A 22,197-nucleotide genomic window follows, 5' to 3' on the forward strand; every position below is an offset into this window, starting at 1 on the left:
GCCTGGGGATTATTCAGACCCCGGTTGGTACAAACATCCTAGCAAAACCGTGGCTTTTGAATACGAAGGCCCAGACATGCCCAAGCCCGTAACATCCGACAAGGCGGGAAAGCCCGCCATGAAATCCAGTAATCGACCTCAGGAAACAATCGAGTTGAAGGTCAGAAAACCTCAAGGCCATTCAGGCCATTAAGGAGCAGTTTATGAAAAACCTATTCAATCGTCACGCAATTGTATTGGCCTTGTCTGTCGGGGTCTTGATGCCGATGGTTGCATTGGCCCATGGCACCAAAGAGCACGGCAGCGCTGCGGAGAAGGCGCAGCCTGTTTTTGAGCAAAAGGACTGGGGCATTGCGGGCGTTCCTGTCAAGGCAAGCCGAACAATCAAGGTGTCGATGTCTGATTCAATGCGGTTTGACCCTTCGTCTTTCAAATTCAAGGAGGGTGAAACCGTTAAATTCATTGTGAAAAACAATGGGAAGATCATGCACGAGTTCGTCTTGGGTACCAAGGCGAACAATCTTGAACACGCCGAGATGATGAAGCGCTTTCCAAAGATGGAGCATGATGAACCCTACATGGCGCATGTGGCCCCGGGTGAAACCGCTGAACTCGTATGGACTTTCAACCGCAGCGGGGAATTCCAGTTTGCCTGTCTGATTGCCGGGCATTTCGATGCGGGCATGCATGGGCCAATCCAGGTTGCAAAATCATCGGGAGCCCAAAAGTAATCCGGCCAACCAGGTCGTGCGTTTTTAAACCACGACCATGTTTTAACAACGTTAATTTTTTAGAAGGACATTCATCATGAAAAACACCATGTCAACCCTGCTTGCCGCTCTCGCAATTGTGGCCTCTTCATCCGCTTTCGCGGGCGGTGATCACGGAACACACGCTGGCAACGCTGGTGTAGAGAAGGCCGCAGATATGAACATGCAGGCCAATGCCGACATGACTCAGGGCGAAATCAAGAAAATTGATTCCAAAAATGGCAAAGTCACCCTGAAGCATGGCGAAATCAAAAACCTTCAAATGCCACCCATGACCATGGTGTTCACCGCCAAGGACAAGGCCCAGCTTGAAGGTTTGAGCAAAGGTGACAATGTGATGTTCAGTGTGGACAAGGACATGAATCTGACACACATCCAGAAACAGTAATTGCTCGCAGGGCACTCGCGTTGCGCTTGAATTGAGTACGGTGTGAGACCCTGTTTTTCAAAAAGGTTTTACGCATTGTCCGTTCTTGCAGGAGCCACGCTGGTGCTTTGCGCGTGCCAAACAGTGGGCGCCTTCGTTCGCCCACAAAGTCACGAACCGAACACCACTGTAGAGCAGGAACCCTGGTTTAGTTCAAAGCAGGTTGATGAAACCCGGAAGATCCAGTCGGGGTTTGTGCTGGTGTTGTCGGGCGGCGGCGCCAGGGGATTTGCGCACATTGGAGTGCTCAAGGCGCTGGAGGAACACGGGCTTGAGCCGAGTCTGGTCGTGGGTACCAGTGCTGGCGCTGTAGTTGCTGCCTACTGGGGGTTGGGTTATACGGCTGACCAAATGCTGGACCGGGCCAGACAACTGCGCAACAGTGATCTGTTTGCCCCGGTGTTGCCCAGCTTCGGGCAACCATTGTTGCCGGGAGAGTTGGGGCTTTTTTCCGGGCAGGCGCTGGAGAGCCAGTTAAGGCTTGACTTCGGCACTCAATTGATTGAACGACTGAAACGACCCGTTGCCATTGTGGCGACCGATCTGGAATCGGGCAAACCGGTTGTTTTCAATGCGGGTGATGTGGCGCGGGCGGTGCGCGCCTCGTCGACCATTCCCGGGTTTTTTACACCCCCTTCCATTCAAGGTCGAATGTACATCGATGGGCAGGCAAGTTCGCCTTTGCCCATATTGCCTGCTCAACAACTGAGCAATTTGCCGATTGTGGCCGTGGATGTGGTTTATCCCCCGGCATTGGCGGAGGTCAAAACACTTTCCGATCTCTTGTTCCAAACATTCCTGATTTCAAGTTTCCGGATCAAAGAGCTCGAGATGCCTCAGGCAGAGGTACTGATATCACCCCAGTTGAACAATGTTGGCCAACTTGGCTTGAGGGACCTGGATTGGGTGTATCAATCGGGATATCGCATCGCCGCAGCGAATATCAACAAAGTAAGCGCTGCTGTTCATGGCAACAGGCTTCAGGTGCCTGTTATTGTCGGAAGTTCCCGGGAATAAACTGGATCTCGTCTTCGTATACCTTGACGTAAGCCCGATTTTTTCCCTCTTCGACAAGGAATGCCACTATGAAGTCACTTACCGCAACCGCTTTCGCTCTTGCGACCCTGTTCAGTAGCACGGCGTTCGCCGGACCTGCTGACGAGGCCAGAACACATTTTCAAGCTGTCGGATCGGGGGATCTCGCCACGCTTATGCTGGGCTATTCCGAGAATTCGGAACTTACCTGGGTCGGTGGTCCTCTGGACGGATGTTACGCGGGTGTTGATTCAATCCGAAGCGTGTGGGAAAAATTTACCAAGTCGCAAGGGGCCTTGAAGGTGTCAGTCGACAAGGTCGAAGAGGCAGCCAACCCCAAGGGCGCGACAGTAACTGCCAATGTGCAATTCGAGGGCAAGCAGCCGATCAAAGTGCGCTATGTTTTGACTTACCGGGAAGGCAAGATCGTGAACGAGATCTGGCAGATCGATCCGAAACTGGCGGTTTCGGGTTACTGATCGGCAATCCGGATCTCTCTGTAATGAGCGCTCAGGATGCATTGTTGACGGAGGTGGGGGCGTTGATGGTCAGCGCCGTGCCGCGTTTAAGGCGCTACGCCCGTGCGCTGGCGGGTGACCATGCTGCCGCAGACGACTTGGTGCAGGACACGCTGCAGCGCGCTTGGACCCGCATCGACACCTGGCAGCATGGTGCTGACATGCGTGCCTGGTTGTTCAGCATTCTGCACAACCTGCATGTGGATCAACGACGTCGGCCTGGTCTGACGACCGTAGCACTTGATGATGAAGCTCTCGAGTTGCCGGTCAGGGCTTCACAAACCGATGGCCTTGACATGAGAGATCTGGAAACCGCGTTGCAGCAGATTCTGCCCGAGCAGCGCGAAGTGCTGTTGCTGGTGGCACTGGAAGACATGAGCTACGAGGAGATCGCGCGCACGCTCGGTGTGCCGCTGGGCACCGTGATGTCGCGGCTGTCGCGTGGGCGGTCGCGCTTGCGTGGTGTGATGGAAGGGCGTATTCAGCCCAGGATTTTGAAGGTGGTGAAATGAACTCCTTGCCCATTACTGAAGCAGATTTGCAGGCCTATGTCGACGGCCTGTTGCCTGAATCCCGACGCGCCGAGATCGAAACCTATCTGTCCGAGCGCCCACAGGAGGTGCAGCGCCTGCTGGCCTACCAGCAAGACAAACAGGCGATCAAGGCGTTGTTCGATTCGGTGTTGGATGAGACCGTACCCGATGCCTTGTTACAGGCCGCCCGTGCGCCACGCCCCGGTGTCGCTGGACATCTCGAAAAAAGGGTACGCCTGTCGCGCTGGTCGCTTGAACGTATGGCGGCAGGCCTTGCATTGGTATTCCTGGGGGCAGGTGCCGGCTGGCTGGGGCGCGGTGCATGGCAAACTCCGGATATGCTCGCGCAATCGGCCCGTGCACCGGTGGCCGCAGTGTATGCGGCGGCCAATAGCCTGCCCCGGCAAGCCGCCGTTGCGCATGTGGTTTTTAGCCCTGATGTGCGGCGTCCAGTGGAGATTGGTGCCGAGCAGGAAGATCAGTTGGTTGCCTGGCTATCCAAGCGCCTGGCCGCCAAGATTCATCCCCCGAAGCTGGGGGAGCTGGGTTTCGAACTGATCGGTGGCCGCCTGCTGCCTGGATCAAGCGGCCCGGTGGCGCAGTTCATGTATCACGATTCCACGGGGCAGCGGCTGACGCTTTACGTCACGAATGAGCAAAGCGCCGCTCAAGACACCAGTTTCCGTTTCGCGCAGGAAGGGCCGGTCAACGTGTTTTATTGGATTGACGGCCAGTTCGGCTATGCTTTGTCGGCCGGGATCGACAAGGGCGAGCTTGCGCGCATTGCCAAAGCCGTTTATTCGCAACTTCAACCAGGTTGACTCATGCAATTACATCGTTTCAAAATGACAAAAGCAACATCGATCCGCCAGTGTGCTGTTGCCATGTTGGCCATGCTGGCAAGTCTGCCTGTGCTGGCGCAACACGCCCACTCTCATCCGGCTGCAACCCCTACGCAAGCTCCGCCGGCCTTCGTGGCAAGCACGGCCAAACCTTTCGCCCAGTTGATGGACGACGCGATGGCGGTGATGGACCACGGCATGCGCGCCGCGCCCATGAACGGTGACCCGGACCACGACTTCGTCACGATGATGATTCCGCACCATCAGGGTGCCATCGACATGGCCAAGGCCGTGCTGCTGTCCACCCAAGATCCGGATTTGCGCAACCTCGCGCTGGCTATTATTGCCGAACAGCACAACGAAATCCGCCTGATGCAGGCCTGGCTCGCACGGCATGCCGACGGTGCTGCCAACCAGGAAGCAGCAGCAAACCCATCCCTCTCCACCGACACAACACAAGGAACCCGACGATGAAACGACTCTCCTTCACCCTGCCGCTGGCGTTGTTCAGCGGCATCGTGCTGGCCGCGCCGGCACCCACCGATCGCGTCTACACCGCTGACCAGAACACCAACACAGTGTCGGTGATCGATCCTTCGTCCAACACGCTGCTGGGCCAGATCCGGCTGGGCAACGTGCGGCCGGACGTGCTGTCGCCGCTGTACAAGGGCGAGCTCAACGTGCACGGCCTGGGCTTCTCGCCCGACCACAAGACCCTGATCGCGATTTCCAACGGCTCCAATTCGGTTGCCTTCATCGACACCGGCACCAACCAGGTCAAAGGCATCGCCTACATCGGCCGCTCGCCGCACGAAGCGTTCTTCACGCCAGACGGCAAGCAAGTGTGGGCAGTCGTGCGAGGCGAGAACTACGTGTCCGTGATCGACGCCGCCACCTTCAAGGAAGTCGGCCGCATCGAAACCGCGGCTGGGCCGGGCATGGTGCTGTTTCATCCTCAGAAAAACATCGCCTTCGTCGTGCACAGCTTCACGCCGGAGGTGGACGTGATCGACGTGCCCACGCGCAAGGTGATCAAGCGCATCCCGGTGGTCAGCCCCTTCTCCCCCTTCCTTCAGTTCACTCCGGACTTCAAGGAAGTGTGGATGACGCACAAGGACGTGGGCAAGGTGACTCGCATCGACACAGAAAGCCTCGAGGTGAAGGGCGTATTCGACACCGGCTTCATCACCAATCACCTGGGTTTCGCCAAGACCGCACGCGGCACGCTGGCCTACGTCACCTTGGGCGGAGAGAACGCGGTGAAGGTCTACACCACCGACGCCACCCCAAAGCTGCTGACCACCATCCCGGTGGGCGCGCTGCCGCACGGCATCTGGCCGTCCGACGATGGCACGCGCATGTACGTGGGGCTTGAAAACGGTGACGCGGTGGACGTGATCGACACCGCCACCGACCGGGTGATCGCTCGCGCACCCGTGGGGCAGGCCCCGCAGGCGCTGGTCTACGTGTCGAACGCCGTGCCCAGCGGCACGGGCACGGCGCATCTCGTGCCGCGTGCCAACGACGAGCCGATCAACATTGCGCTCAAGGCTGCGCAGGGAGAGGCCCGTGGCTTCGTCGTGGCACGCAATCTGGGGCTGGTGGACGCCCTGGAAGTTTTTCTCTTCAAGCTCAAGCCACAAACGGTGTACAACGTGTACGTGAATGGCCAGCGTTCGCCGATCGCGAGCTTCAAGACCAACCCCGCCGGCGCGGCGAACGGCACGGTGATTGGCCCGCTGCGAGAAGCGGTGACTACGGTCTCGTCAAAGGCGGCCTCCGCCGCGCAGATTCTGGTGGTGGAGGGCAATGCATTGGCGGATCCATCAGCGGCAGTTTTAATTGGTCCGTAACGATTGCATGGGGGTGATTGGGGTTTATCGCTCTCCACCCAGCCCCCATTGCACCTCCACGAGTCAATTCTCGGCACCCGGCGGTGGGCGTTAACCTGTTTGCGTAAATGAGTCGATCAGGCGACGCAGCTGTTGTGCATCGGGCTCGATCGCTCCGGAAAATATGACCCTGCCGCTGATTCCCCTGCTTTCGATGTGCAAGGTTGGAAATGACTCAATGATCACCTTGTCTTCCCATTCAGGATTCTCCTCAATATCTATCCAGTTTAGGCGAATTTCTGGAAACTGATTGGTGACACTTCTGAACAGTTCTTCGAATTCCCGGCACACCCTGCACCAATTAGCGCATAGCAGATACAGATCATATTTCGGTGTTAATGGATTCTCGATCGTGGGGTTTGCAGGATTCATGTAATTCGCAGTCATTGTTGCTTCTTGCTGACAATAATATCAAGCAGTGTATTTGGTTTCTGTCCTCGAACAGCACCAGGAATTTATTTTATTTCTGATGGAATGGAAAATCTGTTTTTGTGCTCTTATATGGTATGAGTCATTTTTTCACCACTGCCGAAGATCGCTACAACCTGTGGGTCAAGGAACATTACCGTTTCCTGATGCGCAGTGCATGGGCTTTGTCCGGTTCCAAGGCATTGGCCGAAGACATTGTTCAAGATGTTTACTTTCTGGCCTGGAAGCACCGAAACCAATTGCGCGACAAGGCGCTTGCCAGGGCCTGGCTGTTCAGGATCATGCGCCGCTGTCTGATTCGGCACGCCGAGCCCAAAACGGTGGAACTTGACGATGGCCAGGAGGAACATGTGGATCAGCCCTTTTCTTCTGATCACGGAGAGCGAATGGATTTCGTCCGTGCTCTGGGGAGGCTTGCGCCCATTCATCGAGAGGTCTTGGTGCTTCATTATTTTGACGATATGGGAACGGCGATGATTGCCGAGGCGCTTGATATTGCCCCCGGCACGGTGATGTCCCGGCTTTCCCGCGCCCGGGATGCCCTGAAGCATGCAATGAGCCCCGCAGATTCGCCCAAAGTGGGTAGTACAGGAGCGACTTCCGTGGCTCAACTGGTAATTAACAATGATGCACGATGATCCGTTTGAGCCTGCTTCAGGCTCCCTTCTTGACAGCGAATTTGATCTGAATGCACGCGCTGGGCTGTCGATGGCGTTCCCGTCGGGAGACCCTCCAGCCGGGCTCTACCGTCACCGACCTTTCTGGAAGAAGCCGACCATGCCGCTGATGCTGCTGTGCGGCCTGCTTGTGAGCGGTATAGGGGGTGTTCTTGCCGTGCGTCCGCCGGAACTGGTTCGGGGTGCCATAGAGCATGAATACTATGAGCGCACCTTGCGCGGGCAATTCATGAGTACGGCCGAGCTGGCAAGCAAGTTTGATTTGCCAGCACATTCCCCTGTTCCCGGGTTCACTCAGTTGATTCGCCCTTGCGACATCAACGGCAAGGTTGCGTATCACTTGACCACTTTTTTTGAAAAAGGTGGCATGGTCACGCTGTTTGCCTTCGACGGGAAAACCGACCTGCCCCAAGGGCGCGGTTGGTGGAGCAATGTGTACTGGGAAGTGAAACACGATACAAATGGTAAGGTGGTGGTGATGGTGGCACAGAAAGAAAAAGCGATTTCTGCTGCCACTCGCGCATTCGATGAAGCACGGCGAAGTTGATCAAAACATTAGGGAGAAGACAATGCGAATACTGGAATCGAATTCAAGAAGACTAATGCTCAAAGGCACGGCAGCAGCCATGTCTGCAGTTGGCATGGCGGGCTGGGCCAAACTGGGGTTTGCCGCCGATGCAAAACCCTTGCCTGGCTACGCGAACTGGAAAATTCCTGGCGATATCATCGTTCACAGCAGCAACACGCTGGAGACCAAACGCAGTGCCTATGGCAGCAGCGTGATCACACCCAGCGACCAGTTGTATGTCCGGAATAATTTGCCGCCGCCCGACCCTGCTATTCTCGAGAACAGGGACAACTGGGCTATCGCGATTTCCGGTGTTGGAAAACCAGTGACCTATACACTGGCCGACCTGAAAAGCATGGGGCTTGAAACCACGGCTATGGTGCTGCAATGTTCTGGCAACGGGCGTGGATTTTTCCCCAGCAAGCCCAGCGGTACGCCATGGAAAGTAGGTGCCGCAGGTTGCGTGATCTGGAGTGGCGTGCCGGTGCGTGATGTGGTCAAAGCGGTCGGAGGAATCAAGGCCGGTGCAAAGTACATGACCGGCACCGGTGGCGAGGTGCTCCCACAGGGGCTGGATCCGCTGAGTGTCATCGTTGAGCGTTCCTTACCCCTTGCAGCCGTGGAGGACGCACTGTTGGCCTGGGAAATGAATGGTGAGCCCATCTCGTTGGCGCACGGTGGGCCTTTGCGATTGATCGTGCCGGGTTACACCGGGGTGAACAACATCAAGTACATCAAGCAATTGTCGTTCACTGAGCAGGAAACCAAGGCCAACATCATGTCGCATGGCTACCGCATCACCCCGGTGGGCGGTACAGCGGGCCCGGATCTTCCATCCGTACTCGAGATGTCGGTGAAGTCCTGGATCAATTCGCCTCTTCCTGAGGACGGCGTGGTTCGAGCTGGCCGTGTGCAAATCCACGGCGTTGCATTTGGAGGGGTGCATGCAGTCAAGGGCGTTGAGGTGAGCGTGGATGGTGGCAAAAGCTGGTCGGCGGCCCGTTTCGTAGGTCCGGATCTCGGCAAGTATGCCTGGCGACAGTTTGTGTTTGATGCTAATTTGAAGGCCGGAGAGTACCAGTTGGCCAGCCGTGCGACAGATACGAGCGGTGCGGTTCAGCCCGAAGCGCGGTTTGAGAATGCAGGTGGCTTTAACAACACAAGCTGGATGGATCATTCTGTCAAAGTGAGCGTGGCATGAAAATCAAAGTTGCACTGGCAGGCTGTTTTTTTGCAACATTGGCGCTTGGTGCCGCTGCGGGCGAGAATGAACAGTTGATTTTGGGCAAGCAATTGTTCACGCAAAAGGCTGTACCCGCATGTGCTGTGTGTCATACGCTTTCCGATGCGGGGTCGGAAGGTGCAATCGGCCCTGTTCTCGATGAGCTGAAGCCTAACGAGGCGCGGGTTGCCAAAGCCATTCGCGATGGCATTGGGCAAATGCCGTCTTACAAGGGTAGGCTCAGTGACGAGCAAATCCTTGCCTTGGCCAAATATGTGGCCAAAGCCGCAGCGGGAAAGTAACGTGCATGTACCATTGGGGTCGCAGGGGCTGGTATACCTTGCGCCTCAGTGGTTCATGTTGCGGCAAAAGTCAAGGAAGTGCCGGGCGTGAGGCAGCATGGTTCGCTCGGGTCGTGTCAGGATATAGAAATTGCGAAAGAGTGGGGGCAGTGTGGTTTGAAGTTCCACCAATTTTCCCAGCGCCAGGAAATCAGCAACCACCGCGCGTGACAGGCAGGCCAAACCCAGCCCCACCAGCGCAGCTTGCTTGATCGCCTCGGAGTTGCTGAATTCACCGGCACAAGCCAGGGTGTTGAGGTGTGGAATCAGTGCGCTTTCTACCGACTCCCGCGTACCCGATCCGCCTTCACGCAATAGCCAGCGGGCGGCGCGAAGCTCCTTGAATGTCAGTTTCCTGCCGAGTTGGTTCAGTGGGTAAGTGGGCGCGCAAACCACCACGAGTTCGTCTTTGAACCAGGGCTCCACGAACAGGTCTGGGTTAGTACAGTGCCCTTCGATCAGGCCGAAGTCTGCATCGAAACCGGACACCTTGGCAATAACTTCGGCCGTGTTGGCAATGTGTACTGAAGGTGTTGGAAGTGAATTTGTTGTCGAAAACCGTGAAAGCAAACGCGGTAGGTAATACGTTCCTATGGTGGTGCTGGATGAAATTCGCAAGCCCAGTTTGATTGCAGGATTTGCAGTGTTGAATTGCTGTTCGATTTGACTGGCAGTACTCAACAGTTGCCTGGCCTGAGGTAGCAAGGTTTCGCCGAATCCGTTCAAGACCAGGCGTTTGCCAACCCGGTCAAACAAACGTGTATTCAACAGGCTTTCAAGTTCATTGATTGCTGCACTGGTTGCCGACTGGGACAGCGAAACCAAAGGCGCGGCTGCGGTTGTGCTTCCGGCATTGCACACCGCCACGAACACCTCGAGTTGGCGAAGGGAGACTCGTACCATTATTTACCTATTTTATAGCTTGATTATACATAAATTACTTGTTTTATAAATTATGGAAAGCGGGATACATTCAAGGTGTAAAAACAAGAACCGCAATTGGAGCAGCAACCATGAATTCGAAAGTGAAGTTATTACACGGTTATTCTTTTGGACAGGTTCTTCCTGCACAAATGGTTCCGCTGGCCTTGGGCCTGCTGCTGACAAGTGTAGTGGCAGCGACCTCAATTTTCCTTGGTGACCTGGATTGGTTGAAGGAGCACGGGTTCAGTGCCCTAACCATTGCAATTGTGATGGGCATTATTCTGGGCAACAGTGTGTACCCGCAATTTGCGCAATATTGCGGTAAAGGTGTGGTGTATTCCAAAAACACCTTGTTGCGAGCGGGTATTGTTTTGTATGGCTTCCGACTGACTTTTCAGGATGTATTCAATGTGGGGGTCAGCGGTGTACTCATTGATGCTTTGGTGCTTGTATCCACATTTGCTTTGGCGATTTTTCTGGGTGTGAAGGTATTCCGCTTAAAGCGTGAACTTGCAATATTGATTGGTGCCGGCAGTTCAATTTGCGGAGCAGCTGCTGTGTTGGCGACTGAGCCAGTTGTCAAAGCGCGATCTGAGGACGTCACTGTGGCCGTATCCACCGTGGTGGTATTTGGCACTTTGGCCATTTTTCTTTATCCCGCGATGTATGAATGGAATCGCGTATGGCAATTGATGGCGCCTGACCAATTCGGCGTGTTCATCGGGTCTACCGTACACGAAGTTGCCCAAGTAGTGGCCGCTGCGCGGGCCATTGGTCCCGAGGCGGCCAACACGGCAGTGATTGCAAAAATGGTACGGGTCATGATGCTTGCGCCCTTCTTGCTTGCTTTGTCGGTTTACATGTCAAGAACGAAGGGTGCGGGTGCTCACAAGGGTGGGCACAAAGCAGGCGAACGGCTTTCAATTCCCTGGTTTGCGTTTGTATTCATCGCCATGGTTGGTTTGAATTCCTTGTCAATTTTCAGTGAACACGTGGTGGAAGAGTTTGTGCAGCTGGATATTTGGCTGCTCACCATGGCCATGGCTGCACTGGGTTTGACCACACATGTGTCTTCCATTCGCAAGGCGGGGGTGAAACCGCTGATGCTTGCCCTTGTTCTTTTTGGATGGCTGATTTCAGGTGGCGCATTGATCAACAACTTGGTGTCAAGCTGGTTCGCTTGATTCACGTATTTTTTGTCGCGAAACAATGTGTTCGCATTCTAGAGAGGTGAGAAAATGAAGTTCAAACACATCAATAGCCTGTTGGCAGTATTGCTTTGCGTGGCCACAGGCAGCGCGATCGCGGATGCTTCGAAGTTGTATGACCCGTCAATCAAACACGCTCCCCAGGACGGCGTATTGAAGTTTTATGGCGCGGGCGGCCCGCATACTGCGTTTAAGAAAGTGGCCGAGCAGTATGAAAAAGACACTGGGCAAAAAGTAGAAATTATTGCCGGGCCAGAAAAAACCTGGAGCCTGAAAGCGCAGGCGGATGCGGACATGCTGTGGGGCACTTCAGAACAATCCATGACCGCTTTTCTCGAAACCTACAAAACTTTCGACAGCGCCAAAGTAGAGCCAATTTATATTCGCCCAGCGGTCATCGCAGTTAAAAAGGGCAATCCGAAAAACATCCAGGGCATAGCCGATTTGTTGAAACCCGGCATGAAAATCGTGGTGACCGAAGGGTCTGGTGTATCCAATACCTCGGGCACCGGGGTGTGGGAAGACGTGGCCGGCCGTTTGGGCCGACTTGATGACGTCAAGGCTTTCAGAAAAAACATTGTGTCCTACTCAACAGGCTCTGGTGCAAGTTACAAAGCCTTCCAGAATCAAAATGCCGACGCATGGATCACCTGGCCGAACTGGCCGATCGTGAAGTCCGATGACCTTGAACTGGTCAAAATTGAACCAGCCAGGGCCATTTGGCGCGATGTCAATGTGGTGATATCTCCGCTGGCCGACTCCAATGCAAAGCAGTTTGTTGAATTTTTGGTCTCGGCTCAGGGGCAAAAATTAATGGCAACCGAAGGTTGGGTTCGAAATTGATGCAGTGGAGTTCAATGGTTTTTCATAAGCTATTCCTGCAATAAATCAATAAGCTTCCTGACCTTGCTTGGTCAGGATTGTTTCAAGGGGTTTTTGGCCCACCAGCCAGAACATCAGGGGCGTTAACAAGGTGTCCAGAACGGTGGAGCTGATCAAACCACCAAATATAACCACGGCCACCGGGTGCAGAATTTCTTTGCCCGGTGCGTCGGCTGAAAGCAGCAAGGGGGTCAGCGCAAGTGCGGCAGTCAGCGCGGTCATCAACACCGGGGTAAGCCGTTCCAGCGAGCCGCGCACAATCATGGGAATGCCAAAAGTTTCACCTTCGAATTTGCACAGGTTGATGTAGTGGAGGGTCGGCCTGGACTGCTGCCATATTTCGGGTTGATGTGGCCGGTACTCTCGGCCTTGCTGCCAGTTCGGAAGTTCTGGCCGTCCGACGATGACGTGGTGCCGTCACCCCAGTTGCCGGCGAAGGGTTGCCGAAACTGCGCATTCACCAGCTCGGCCAGCGCCGTCGAATAGGTTTCATCGCGGATGTGCCAGGTTTGCAGCCAAGACAGCTTGGCGTAGGTCGTGCCGGGGCACGACTCGGCCATCTTGGTCAGGCCCAGGTTGATCGCGTCGGCCAGTATGGTGGTCAACAGCAGGTTCTTGTCCTTGGCCGGGTCGCCTGATTTCAAGTGCGTAAAGTGCCGGGTGAAGCCCGTCCATTCATCGACCTCCATCAGCAACTCGGTGATTTTGAGGTGCGGCAGCAGCATAGCTGTCTGGTCGATCATGGCTTGCGCGGCGTCTGGTACTGCCGCGTCCAGCGGCGTGATCTTCAGGCCTGACGCGGTGGTGATGATGGCATCCGGTAAGTCGTTGGCCGCAGCCATGCGGTTGACTGTGGCGAGTTGCGCCTCCAACAATTCCAACCGGTCATGCAGGTATTGGTCGCAGTCGGTGGCCACTGCCAGCGGCAATTCGCTGGCCAGCTTCAAAGTGGCGAACTTCTCGACCGGCACCAGGTATTCGTCGAAGTCCTTGAACTGGCGAGAACCCTGCACCCAGACATCACCGGAGCGCAGCGCGTTCTTCAGCTCCGACAGGGCGCATAACTCGTAGTAACGCCGGTCGATGCCGTCGTCGGTCAGAACCAGCTTTGCCCAGCGCGGCTTGATGAATGCGGTTGGCGCATCGGCGGGCACCTTGCGCGCGCTGTCGCTGTTCATGCCGCGCAGCATGTCGATGGCATCGAGCACACCCTTGGCGATTACATGCCGCGCTTTTCAAAGATCACGTCAGCGTGCGCTTTGCCGGCGTTTCCATTCCTGGACCAGCAATTGCGCTTGCTGCACCTGTTCGGGCTTCATTTGAGCCGCATAGTCGGCAATGACTTTTGCTGCCGTTGGTTCTCCTGACGCTGCTGCCAGACTCATCCACTTGTAGGCCTGAACCTGGTCGCGCGCGACCTCACCGAGCCCCTTCGCAAACAGTTGAGCCAGCCTGACTTGAGCCTGCGTGTGTCCCTGCTCGGCAGAGAGGCGGTACCACTTGAACGCCTGTGCATCGTCGGCAGGAGCCGCACGCCCTTTCTTATACGTACCGTCGACTTCGCTTGCGTAGAGGCGCCCCAGGTTGAACTGCGCATCAGCTTCACCCTGCTCGGCCGCCCTGCGAAACCACTGGATCGATGCAGCATGGTCTTGTTTTACGCCCATACCGCATTTGTAGGCAAGACCCATGATGTTCTGCGCCATGGCATCGCCCGCCCTCGCTTTCTTTTCCCAGCCGTCGACGGTCTCCGGCGCCAATGTTTCGATCGCTGCTCCCAGCTTAGAAAAGTCGTAGGCCGCCAGCGCATTGTTTGACAAGCCAAACGCTGCAGTACCCGCCAACAGAATGGTTAAGCATGCACGGGTGCAACGTGCTGTTAGTCTAATATCGCAAAACATAAAAACTCCTCTGTCGCTCTTTTCGTGTCCTTGGTTTAGCCCGCACAGCACGATAGCTGTGTCACATCCTTCGAGAAAGTCTGTGCCACCAGTTTGAGACCTTCCACCATGGTGAGGTAGGTGAAAAGTTGGTTGGCAAGATCCTGGACGGTCATGCGAGCCCGGATGGCAATCGCGGCAGTCTGGATGATCTCGCCTGCTTCCGGTGTTACAGCCTGAACCCCAAGAATGCGTCCAGATCCAGCCTCAGCGACAAGCTTGATAAAGCCGCGCGTGTCGAAGTTGGCGAGTGCACGCGGCACATTGTCGAGCGTGAGAGTACGACTGTCGGTTTGCAGGCCGATGCGCTGGGCTTCTGCTTCACTGTAGCCAACCGTGGCAACTTGCGGATCAGTGAACACGACTGCCGGCATAGCGTCGAGATCGAGCGTTGCGTCGCCGCCTGTCATGTTGATACCGGCACGGGTGCCAGCGGCGGCTGCAACGTAGACGTACTGCGGTTGGTCGGTGCAATCGCCGGCTGCATAAATGTTCGGTGCGCTCGTTCGCATGCCTTTATCGATCACGATGCGATGTTGCGAGTCGAGCGCCACACCTGCTCGTTCAAGATCCAGGCTGGTGGTATTCGGTGCGCGGCCGGTAGCAACGAACAATTGATCCGCGCGCAACTCTCCCTGCGGGGTCGTGAGGATGAATTGGCGATCGGAATAGGTCACGGCACTTGCCTGTGTCTGTGTCAACACCGTGATGCCTTCCGCGCGGAAGGCAGCGGTCACGGCCTCGCCAATGGCAGGGTCCTCGCTCGCAAACAACGTGCGCCGCGCCAGGATCGTGACTTCGCTGCCCAGCCGTGCAAACGCCTGCGCCAGTTCCAGCGCTACTACTGAGGCACCGATTACTGCGAGCCGTTTCGGAATGGTCTCGCTAACCAGCGCTTCGGTGGAAGTCCAATAGGGGGTTTCTGCAAGACCAGGCAACGGCGGAATGGCTGCGCTCGCGCCGGTAGCAATGAGACAGCGGTCAAACGCCACTTCGTGCCAGTCCCCTTCTGCAGCTTCCACGATAAGCGTGTGGCCATCCTTGAAACGGGCGCTGCCTCGTACCAGATTGATTGACGGATTGCTTTCGAGGATGCTTTCATATTTGGCAATTCGCAGCTCGTCCACGCGCGCCTGTTGCTGGACAAGCAAACGGTCACGCGAGACAACAGGCGGCGTCGCAGTGAGCCCCACGTCAAAAGGACTTTCACGGCGCAGATGAGCGATATGGGCTGCCCGAATCATGATCTTGGAGGGAACGCAACCCACGTTGACGCAGGTGCCGCCGATGGTGCCGCGCTCAATCAGCGTGACCTGCGCGCCTTGCTCGACGGCCTTCAGTGCTGCCGCCATCGCGGCTCCACCGCTGCCGATCACGGCGACTTGCAACGGGCGCTCGCCGCCGCTGCCCTTGTCGGCGGCACCCATCCAGCCGCGCACCTTGTCGAACAGCCCAGTGCGGTTGTCGGTCGGCGGGGCATCGGCGAGCATCGCTTTGTAGCCCAGGCCAGCCACGGCGGCGGTCAGTGCGTCCGGCGCTGTGCCTGGATCAAGGGCGAGCTGGGCCGCGCCCTTGGCATAGGACACTATGGCAGATTGGACGCCGGGTACTTTTTCCAGCGCTTCCTTGACGTGCGCCGCGCACGAGTCGCAGGTCATGCCGGTGATTTTTAGATGGGTCATGCGACAGATCCTTTTTCGTTTGTGGTAGCAGACAAGGGCGTCAGATGTGCTGCGCTGCCGTTTTCAGTGCCTCACTTCTTGACGCTGGACGGATAGCCTGCGTCTTCGGTGGCCTTGGTCAGCTTCTGCACGCTGGTCTTGGCATCATCGAAGGTGACAACCGCTTCGCGTGTCTCGAAGGTCACGTTAACTTTGCTGACGCCTTCGACCTTGGAAATCGCCTTCTTGACGGTGATCGGGCAGGTGGAGCAGGTCATGCCCGGTACGGACAGCGTGACGGTCTGGGTGGCGGCCCACACGGGGGCAACAACGGCAGCGAGGGCGAGGGCGGCAAACAGTTTTTTCATGATGAACTCCTGTGATTAATAGAAAAATGGCATGACGTAGGGAAATCCGAGCGCGACCAGGACCAGCGCGGCCACGATCCAGAAAATGAGCTTGTAAGTAGCTCGCACTTGGGGAATCGCGCAGACCTCACCCGGTTTGCAGGCTTGCGCCGGTCGGTAGATGCGCCGCCAGGCGAAAAACAGCGCGACCAGCGCTGCGCCGATGAAGATCGGGCGATAGGGTTCCAGCACCGTCAGGTTGCCGATCCATGCCCCGCTGAACCCCAAGGCGATCAAAACCAGCGGCCCCAGGCAGCAGGCCGACGCAAGAATGGCGGCCAGCCCACCGGCGAAGAGCGCGCCGCGCCCGTTTTGTGGTTCAGACATACGCTTGTCCTTTCAAATTTGGTTTGGATAGCTTAAGCTTACTTCCGTAGTTATGTACGGAGTCAAGCGATATGCAAATTAATTTTGAGAATCTGACCATTGGCGTTTTTGCCAAGGCGGCCGGGGTCAATGTGGAGACCATCCGGTTCTACCAGCGCAAGGGCCTGCTGCCGGAGCCAGACAAGCCCTATGGCAGCATTCGCCGCTATGGCGAGGCGGATGTAACACGAGTGCGGTTCGTGAAATCGGCCCAGCGGCTGGGCTTTAGCCTGGACGAAATCGCCGAGCTACTGCGGCTGGAGGATGGCACCCATTGCGAGGAAGCCAGCGGCCTGGCCGAGCACAAGCTTCAGGATGTGCGCGAGAAGATGGCCGACTTGGCACGCATGGAGGCCGTGCTGTCTGAACTGGTGTGCGCCTGCCATGCGCGGAAAGGGAACGTTTCCTGCCCGCTGATTGCGTCACTGCAAGACGGAACGAAGCTCGCTGCATCGGCGCGGGGGAGTCACGGGGTGACTACGCCTTAGCGTGCTTTATTTTCCGTTTTCTGAGACGACCCCATAAAGTAAACGCGGGGTTGGCGTCGAATTAACACCAACCCTTACTCCTTTCATTAGCTTGCATCGCCTTCGGTGAGGTCAACACCTTTAATGGTACTAAGCACTTCGGCCCGAGACTTCGAAGGCTCGAATTGCTGTGTCAACACAGTAGAGTCTCCAGCCAGGGGTTTGAACTGGCCTGAAGCTATAGCTTGTTGATACTCCTTTAGCACTGTCGCTTGGGTGGCCGATTTACCTTGGCTGATCAGTGCCACGTGGTCAGTGCCATCACCGTGATCTGTAGGGCCACTGGCCAAGGCAAAAGCTGGAAGCGTTGCGGAAATGGCAAACACTGTGGATGCGATCAATTGACGTGTTTTCATGGTAAATCTCCTTGTGTGTATCAGTTTGGGTTTCGCCTCGGCTTTTAATCAAGCTTTGGCATGACTCACACTTTACGCAGGGACGAATGACCAGATCCTCTCAATTGAATTACAAATTTGTAACAAACCAAAATACTAACCGGTATACACCAGCGCGAACAAAACATCTTCATCCGTTAAAATGATGAGTTGAATGTTGCAATGATCTGCTCTCTAAACTGACCAGCCCATTCCAACCGAGCACGGGAAGACCTCGCTGGTTCTGAATCGAAGATCTCTGGTTGAGGCGTTAGGTGCAGGTCATCATTGCAGCGAATTTCCGAATAGTCGTTGAGCTTTGTTGAAGCATCAAAAGCCCTGCCAATCCTCTGCTCGGCGGCTACATGTGGGCGAGAACCATCAAATTGAACAACACGAGACTCCGGGATTTCATGGTGAAGCTCATTTGCAAATTCGACTAGAGTTGGCTCAGCAAAAACAAACATCCAACCATCTTTATCGACATCATTGGTCATACGCAATATTCGACCCAAAACCTGTCGGAAATGCATTTCCGTTTTGACAATACTGAGGTGGCAACACACTTGCAACCTTGGAATATCAGTACCCTCGCTAATCATCCCAACGCTAACAATCCATTGTTCATTAGAGTACCTAAAAGCATCAATTGTTTTCGAAGCATCGTGATCTCTGTAGGTGACCACTTTCACGGACTGCGCGAATGTATTTGAAAGCTCAGCGGCTATAACGTGTGCATGCTCAACCGATCGAGCCACAACAAGACCAGCCGCATTGGGGTTTTTTAGGCGAATTTCCTTAAGTTTTTGACACCCACGATTCAGCATGAAATGAACAGCCTGAGGATTTTGAATGAGTTGGTCATACGTAATGCCATTCGAGCTCAGTAACTCGGCAAAGGATTCGAACGACTGGATTCCGCTTTGTAGATTCCTCAAGAGAATACGATCGTGATCAATGAGGACCAGCTTTGGATTTCGGCAAACTCCATCATGGATTGCCTCGGCCAAACCATACTCATAATCACAGCGAACCTTGCCTTCAGGATCAGTGTATTTGGCAAGTACGATTGGCAAGTCATCACTTCGCCAAGGCGTACCACTAAGTGCAATACTGAAAGTGGCTTTACTTTGAATTCGCAGCAAAACCTGTTCCCCCCAAGAATTTGAGTTTGAAAGATCACTGCCAGCACAATGATGAACCTCATCCAAGACCACTAAAACACGATGGGAATCGAATATCTGCCAAAAATCCGCTTGAATGAATAACAAACTTTGGTAAGTGTAAGCGCCGCCTATTGCACCAATTTGCCCATCAAATCGACGTCCAAGCACTTTGGTGAAAGTATTTGAGGTGTTTTGTGCAACTTCAATTGATGGTGCAAAGGTAAATACAAAATCGATTTTATTTGCTTGGAGCAGACTTTTAGCCAGTTCTGCGGATAGCCGGGTTTTACCCGACCCAGGCGTTGCCAAGCACATGAAATGTGACTGAGTTTTGAACCAGTTCAAAGCACCCGTAAGACAGTTGGATTGCCATCGACGCAGCTTCATAAAACGGGATCTTTCGGCATGCCAGCAAGCACGCTTTCAATGGCGCGAATCTTTCCGAGTATTTTTGAACTGACATCCCTGGACTTAAGGTAATGAGGCTCGAGCTTGGCTTTAAGCTGCGGATAGGTTTGGTGCAAGCGCAGATACTCCTCGGATTCACCGATCGAAGACAGCAAATCGACCTGATAAGTTTTTACCAATTGATCCAATTCGTCTCGAATGCAAGTATCTTTGACCGGCAAACTGGGAGCCCCATGCTCGACTTGCGTGGGCTGATTGGGTTGCCTGGGCTGTTTGGGCCCCCGCTCAACTGTCACTCTTTGCTTAAACACTGAGGCTACAAAAAGAGGGGTTTTCTTGTAGCGAGCAAATTCAGAAATGTCTTTGCTTTTTTCAAGCAAACCTGCGGTTAGAAGCCTTAGAACCACACGATACGCACGTTTATGATGGTCACGCAAGGTCATATCTGTTTCATCTTTACATTCACGAATGATCGCGTCTCTCAATTCCATGACTGTGAAATTGTTCAAATTCCCCTCAATCAGAACTGAATAAAACTCGGGTGAAAGACTTCTTGTCATGATGCTCCATCGGTGTCATTTCCCCCTTGCTAATAGCAATTGAAAAAAAGGGGTTTTTAGAAAGGACGGATTATAATCCGTGGCTATTAAAGCCGCAAATTTGGATAGTTCTTGCCTCTAGAGAGGCAACTATGCAAGACGTGGCAAAAATATTCGGCAACAAAGTACGAGCAGCACGAAAACTAAGGGGACTTTCTCAAGATGAATTGGCGCTGAGAGCGGAAATTGATCGCAGCTACATGGGAAGGATTGAAAGGGGAGAGGTGCGCATCACCCTTGAAAAAGCCTACAAACTCGCAGCCACCCTCGAATGCGACATCAAAGAGTTGTTGCCGTAGTCATGAATTTGACCAAGAAACGCGGTGAGCCGTTGAAGTATCGGCATGACGCTGATCATCGTCGGTGTGCAGATAAATAGAGGTTGTGCTGATTGATGCATGCCCCATATTGTCCCGAATCACTCTCAAATCAACGCCTGAATTTGCCATGTGAGAGCCAGCGGTATGGCGAAGCCAGTGGGCTGAGGCCAATTCAAGCTGCGATGCACGTCGTAAAGCGTGCATATCTCCTTGCATACGCAATTTGGCCGCAACATCTGCAAACAAATCAGTCACAGTCCCATGTATGGAAGATCTACCAACCCTAATGCGAAAATTCCGGGCTGAACCAAACAGCGGAACTTGCTCCCCTACACTCGGAAGACCAGACACCTGAACATAAGATCGATACAGCAACAACTCATCAAGAAACTCTACTGAAATAGGAATTTGTCTCTCTTTATTGCCTTTACCGATAACCCGTAGCCACCACAATTCTTTGCCGTCTGGGGCTCTTCGGAAATAAAAATCCCCCATACAACCCTGTGAAACCTCTGAAATCCGCAAACCACCTAGGTAAAACAATGAAAATAACCACCGCAAGCGATGGTACCTGGGCAGGTCAGTTGATCTCAATTCAAGAATAAAAGCCTTCACCTCAAGCCATAGATTAGGATCAAGATAGCGTGTGACAGTTTTCGGCGAACTCGACGATCTGCGCTTGCCCAAGGCAAGCGGGTTACCCAACAAATACCCGGACTCAACCATCCAACTAAACATCGAATTAAGGATTACCAAAGTCTGCCTTTGACTACTTGCTGACAAAGGCCCCGCAAAGGGTCGCCAACGGGAATCGTTGCGTCCGAATCGACGCCCTGGTGAAGACACCCAAAAGTCAGCGGGTTGCGGATCTAACAAGAACTGCCTGTAGAGCTGTAGATCTTCATAAACCAGCGAGGAAAGTGGTTTTGATAGCTGCAAAACGGACCACAACAGTAGCCGCTCGGCCTCCTTGCGATAACTGTCAAATGTACTTTTTGAGGTTTGAAATTGCATTAGCCATGCAGAAATAGCATCTACATCCCGGTTTGCAGCGATTTGACGCGGACCGGAGGCGCGATTTACTCCAGTAGAACCATCAAACGCACTGATTTGGAATGCTGGATTCTTTGAAAACGCACTGGGAATGAGCTCAAAACTCAAAACAACCTCGGATGAACAAATACATTGACATTATAAGTGTAATGTCAAAATAGATCAATTAAAACGTATGTTTGTTACGTATTATGTAATAATACATATCAATGAGGACAAAACTGAGGCGCTCCGTGAAAGAAACTGACTTCGATAGCGATATTCGTCAACAAATTCAAAAAATGATGGATCAGGGCTTGACCACGATTGATGTTTACAAAAGGACTTGTGAAATTCTGTTTTTTCAACACGGTGTCGTGCCAACCCCCACAAAACTCTATGGATTAGTAAAAAAAGGCAGCATGGGAACTCCAACCAAAGCAGTTCAAGAATTTTTCGCGTCACAGCGAGAGAGGAGCAGGGTAGACCTGGCAATACCGGGCATGCCAGAAAGTTTGAAATCCGGTTTTACCGATGCACTGAAAGAAACTTGGCGGCTCGCTGTAGAACTTGGAAATGCATCAACTAACGAACAAAAAGAAGTCCATCAAAAAGAACTCTATCGGCTGCAAGAAGAAATGGACAGATTGAGAGCCGATAACACCGCACTTGAGACGACCATTAGTCGACTTAAACAAGCTGATGCTGATAAAAATGCACATATCATGGATCTGCAGGAAACTATAAGACAAGAAAAAACCCGACTTACAGTTGAATCTAAACGCCTGCAGGATGCAACTCAGCGATGCAATGATCTAGAGCAGCAACTAGACAAAGCCAGACAAGACTTCTTGGCGGAGAGCAGCAGACTTTCGAAAGAACACGATAGCGCGTTGGCTCGTCTTAAGGATCACGAAAATCGTGCCTTGATGGAAATTGAAAGGGAACGGCAAATTGCAAACAAGGCAGTCAAAGACGCAATAACGGTTCAAAAATCCCACACCGAGGAACTCAATCTCAAAAACTCGACAATACGAGATATCAGCACTCAATTAGAAAACCTCAAGGGGGAATTAAACTCTGTTAAAACGAAACTCGAAGTTTCAAATTGCATATTCTGGCCAAACTG

Annotated in this window: 27 protein-coding genes and 3 pseudogenes; 18 read left to right on the forward strand and 12 right to left on the reverse strand. The window is 53.9% G+C overall.

What is annotated here, in order from left to right:
• The 9 genes and pseudogenes from PY990_RS15285 to PY990_RS15325 form a co-directional block, all read left to right on the forward strand.
• Nucleotides 1–193, forward strand: a pseudogene (locus PY990_RS15285) (copper oxidase); the annotation flags it as partial.
• Between the two features lie 10 nt (nt 194–203).
• Nucleotides 204–731: a cupredoxin domain-containing protein gene (locus tag PY990_RS15290; RefSeq protein WP_275272353.1), complete on the forward strand. Its 528-nt coding sequence runs from the start codon at nt 204–206 to the stop codon at nt 729–731.
• Between the two features lie 76 nt (nt 732–807).
• A complete protein-coding gene (locus PY990_RS15295) occupies nt 808–1,158 on the forward strand; it encodes a copper-binding protein (protein WP_275272354.1) in 351 nt (116 codons plus the stop codon).
• A gap of 75 nt (nt 1,159–1,233) precedes the next feature.
• Nucleotides 1,234–2,214, forward strand: a complete 981-nt coding sequence (locus PY990_RS15300) for a patatin-like phospholipase family protein (RefSeq protein WP_275272355.1) — start codon at nt 1,234–1,236, stop codon at nt 2,212–2,214.
• 68 nt (nt 2,215–2,282) lie between these two features.
• The gene (locus PY990_RS15305) at nt 2,283–2,711 is read left to right on the forward strand and encodes a nuclear transport factor 2 family protein (protein WP_275272356.1); all 429 of its coding nucleotides are present in this window, start codon (nt 2,283–2,285) and stop codon (nt 2,709–2,711) included.
• Nucleotides 2,712–2,776: 65 nt separating this feature from the next.
• The gene (locus PY990_RS15310) at nt 2,777–3,262 is read left to right on the forward strand and encodes an RNA polymerase sigma factor (protein ID WP_275272371.1); all 486 of its coding nucleotides are present in this window, start codon (nt 2,777–2,779) and stop codon (nt 3,260–3,262) included.
• Entirely contained in the window at nt 3,259–4,104 is an 846-nt protein-coding gene (locus PY990_RS15315) for an anti-sigma factor family protein (RefSeq protein WP_275272357.1), read from the forward strand. The genes PY990_RS15310 and PY990_RS15315 overlap by 4 nt, the downstream gene beginning before the upstream one ends.
• A gap of 3 nt (nt 4,105–4,107) precedes the next feature.
• Nucleotides 4,108–4,599 (forward strand): DUF305 domain-containing protein, encoded by a 492-nt coding sequence (locus PY990_RS15320; protein WP_413789566.1) that lies wholly within the window; start codon nt 4,108–4,110, stop codon nt 4,597–4,599.
• Nucleotides 4,596–5,978: a YVTN family beta-propeller repeat protein gene (locus PY990_RS15325; protein WP_275272358.1), complete on the forward strand. Its 1,383-nt coding sequence runs from the start codon at nt 4,596–4,598 to the stop codon at nt 5,976–5,978. The genes PY990_RS15320 and PY990_RS15325 overlap by 4 nt, the downstream gene beginning before the upstream one ends.
• 90 nt (nt 5,979–6,068) lie before the next feature.
• Here the strand turns inward: PY990_RS15325 and PY990_RS15330 are convergent, their stop codons facing one another.
• The gene (locus tag PY990_RS15330) at nt 6,069–6,404 is read right to left on the reverse strand and encodes a thioredoxin domain-containing protein (RefSeq protein WP_275272359.1); all 336 of its coding nucleotides are present in this window, start codon (nt 6,402–6,404) and stop codon (nt 6,069–6,071) included.
• A 119-nt stretch (nt 6,405–6,523) separates the two neighbouring features.
• Here PY990_RS15330 and PY990_RS15335 point away from each other — a divergent pair, with 119 nt between their 5' ends.
• From PY990_RS15335 to sorU, 4 genes are read left to right on the forward strand one after another with little or no spacing between them, the layout of a single operon-like run.
• Entirely contained in the window at nt 6,524–7,084 is a 561-nt protein-coding gene (locus PY990_RS15335) for an RNA polymerase sigma factor (RefSeq protein WP_275272360.1), read from the forward strand.
• Complete coding sequence (locus PY990_RS15340; protein ID WP_275272361.1) at nt 7,071–7,670, forward strand: hypothetical protein; 600 nt, start codon at nt 7,071–7,073, stop codon at nt 7,668–7,670. The genes PY990_RS15335 and PY990_RS15340 overlap by 14 nt, the downstream gene beginning before the upstream one ends.
• A 22-nt stretch (nt 7,671–7,692) precedes the next feature.
• Nucleotides 7,693–8,892, forward strand: a complete 1,200-nt coding sequence (gene sorT / locus PY990_RS15345) for a SorT family sulfite dehydrogenase catalytic subunit (protein ID WP_275272362.1) — start codon at nt 7,693–7,695, stop codon at nt 8,890–8,892.
• Nucleotides 8,889–9,215: a SorU family sulfite dehydrogenase c-type cytochrome subunit gene (gene sorU / locus PY990_RS15350; RefSeq protein WP_275272363.1), complete on the forward strand. Its 327-nt coding sequence runs from the start codon at nt 8,889–8,891 to the stop codon at nt 9,213–9,215. The genes sorT and sorU overlap by 4 nt, the downstream gene beginning before the upstream one ends.
• 45 nt (nt 9,216–9,260) lie before the next feature.
• Here the strand turns inward: sorU and PY990_RS15355 are convergent, their stop codons facing one another.
• Nucleotides 9,261–10,157, reverse strand: a complete 897-nt coding sequence (locus tag PY990_RS15355; protein WP_275272364.1) for a LysR family transcriptional regulator — start codon at nt 10,155–10,157, stop codon at nt 9,261–9,263.
• Nucleotides 10,158–10,267: 110 nt separating this feature from the next.
• Between PY990_RS15355 and PY990_RS15360 the strand changes: the two genes are divergently transcribed.
• The gene (locus PY990_RS15360; protein ID WP_413789569.1) at nt 10,268–11,362 is read left to right on the forward strand and encodes a YeiH family putative sulfate export transporter; all 1,095 of its coding nucleotides are present in this window, start codon (nt 10,268–10,270) and stop codon (nt 11,360–11,362) included.
• A 54-nt stretch (nt 11,363–11,416) separates the two neighbouring features.
• Nucleotides 11,417–12,229 carry a substrate-binding domain-containing protein gene (locus PY990_RS15365; RefSeq protein ID WP_275272365.1) on the forward strand — a complete coding sequence of 271 codons (813 nt, stop codon included), beginning with the start codon at nt 11,417–11,419 and terminating at the stop codon, nt 12,227–12,229.
• 45 nt (nt 12,230–12,274) lie between these two features.
• On the opposite strand, the pseudogene PY990_RS15370 reads toward PY990_RS15365, so the two are convergent.
• The 6 genes and pseudogenes from PY990_RS15370 to PY990_RS15395 all read right to left on the reverse strand — a co-directional run.
• Nucleotides 12,275–12,580: pseudogene (locus PY990_RS15370) on the reverse strand (efflux RND transporter permease subunit); the annotation flags it as partial.
• A gap of 5 nt (nt 12,581–12,585) precedes the next feature.
• Nucleotides 12,586–13,485, reverse strand: a pseudogene (locus tag PY990_RS16390) (Tn3 family transposase); the annotation flags it as partial.
• 30 nt (nt 13,486–13,515) lie between these two features.
• On the reverse strand, nt 13,516–14,169 hold the full coding sequence (gene merG, locus PY990_RS16395) for a phenylmercury resistance protein MerG (RefSeq protein WP_105029739.1): 654 nt from the start codon (nt 14,167–14,169) through the stop codon (nt 13,516–13,518).
• A gap of 35 nt (nt 14,170–14,204) precedes the next feature.
• Nucleotides 14,205–15,890: a mercury(II) reductase gene (gene merA / locus PY990_RS15385; RefSeq protein WP_275272366.1), complete on the reverse strand. Its 1,686-nt coding sequence runs from the start codon at nt 15,888–15,890 to the stop codon at nt 14,205–14,207.
• 71 nt (nt 15,891–15,961) lie between these two features.
• On the reverse strand, nt 15,962–16,237 hold the full coding sequence (gene merP / locus PY990_RS15390) for a mercury resistance system periplasmic binding protein MerP (RefSeq protein ID WP_033896065.1): 276 nt from the start codon (nt 16,235–16,237) through the stop codon (nt 15,962–15,964).
• A gap of 15 nt (nt 16,238–16,252) precedes the next feature.
• The gene (locus PY990_RS15395) at nt 16,253–16,603 is read right to left on the reverse strand and encodes a mercuric transport protein MerT (protein ID WP_001294660.1); all 351 of its coding nucleotides are present in this window, start codon (nt 16,601–16,603) and stop codon (nt 16,253–16,255) included.
• Between the two features lie 71 nt (nt 16,604–16,674).
• Here PY990_RS15395 and merR point away from each other — a divergent pair, with 71 nt between their 5' ends.
• Nucleotides 16,675–17,130, forward strand: a complete 456-nt coding sequence (gene merR / locus PY990_RS15400; RefSeq protein WP_275272367.1) for an Hg(II)-responsive transcriptional regulator — start codon at nt 16,675–16,677, stop codon at nt 17,128–17,130.
• Between the two features lie 86 nt (nt 17,131–17,216).
• Here the strand turns inward: merR and PY990_RS15405 are convergent, their stop codons facing one another.
• The 3 genes from PY990_RS15405 to PY990_RS15415 all read right to left on the reverse strand — a co-directional run bounded on the left by PY990_RS15405 (nt 17,217) and on the right by PY990_RS15415 (nt 19,677).
• Nucleotides 17,217–17,525, reverse strand: coding sequence for a hypothetical protein (locus PY990_RS15405; protein ID WP_105029934.1), 309 nt, complete (start codon nt 17,523–17,525; stop codon nt 17,217–17,219).
• A 176-nt stretch (nt 17,526–17,701) separates the two neighbouring features.
• Nucleotides 17,702–19,096, reverse strand: coding sequence for a DEAD/DEAH box helicase (locus tag PY990_RS15410; RefSeq protein ID WP_275272368.1), 1,395 nt, complete (start codon nt 19,094–19,096; stop codon nt 17,702–17,704).
• A complete protein-coding gene (locus PY990_RS15415; protein ID WP_275272369.1) occupies nt 19,093–19,677 on the reverse strand; it encodes a hypothetical protein in 585 nt (194 codons plus the stop codon). Before PY990_RS15415 ends, PY990_RS15410 begins: the two co-directional genes overlap by 4 nt.
• A 131-nt stretch (nt 19,678–19,808) precedes the next feature.
• Here PY990_RS15415 and PY990_RS15420 point away from each other — a divergent pair, with 131 nt between their 5' ends.
• Complete coding sequence (locus PY990_RS15420) at nt 19,809–20,015, forward strand: helix-turn-helix domain-containing protein (protein ID WP_105029871.1); 207 nt, start codon at nt 19,809–19,811, stop codon at nt 20,013–20,015.
• Here PY990_RS15420 and PY990_RS15425 read toward each other — a convergent pair whose 3' ends face one another.
• The gene (locus tag PY990_RS15425) at nt 20,016–21,197 is read right to left on the reverse strand and encodes a tyrosine-type recombinase/integrase (protein ID WP_105029061.1); all 1,182 of its coding nucleotides are present in this window, start codon (nt 21,195–21,197) and stop codon (nt 20,016–20,018) included. It abuts the gene before it with no gap.
• A 125-nt stretch (nt 21,198–21,322) separates the two neighbouring features.
• On the opposite strand from PY990_RS15425, the gene PY990_RS15430 reads away from it, so the two are divergent.
• The coding region (locus tag PY990_RS15430) for a DNA-binding protein (RefSeq protein ID WP_275272370.1) at nt 21,323–22,197 on the forward strand (875 nt) is incomplete at its 3' end.

It is taken from the genome of Limnobacter olei, assembly GCF_029087225.1.
Lineage (GTDB): Bacteria > Pseudomonadota > Gammaproteobacteria > Burkholderiales > Burkholderiaceae_B > Limnobacter > Limnobacter olei.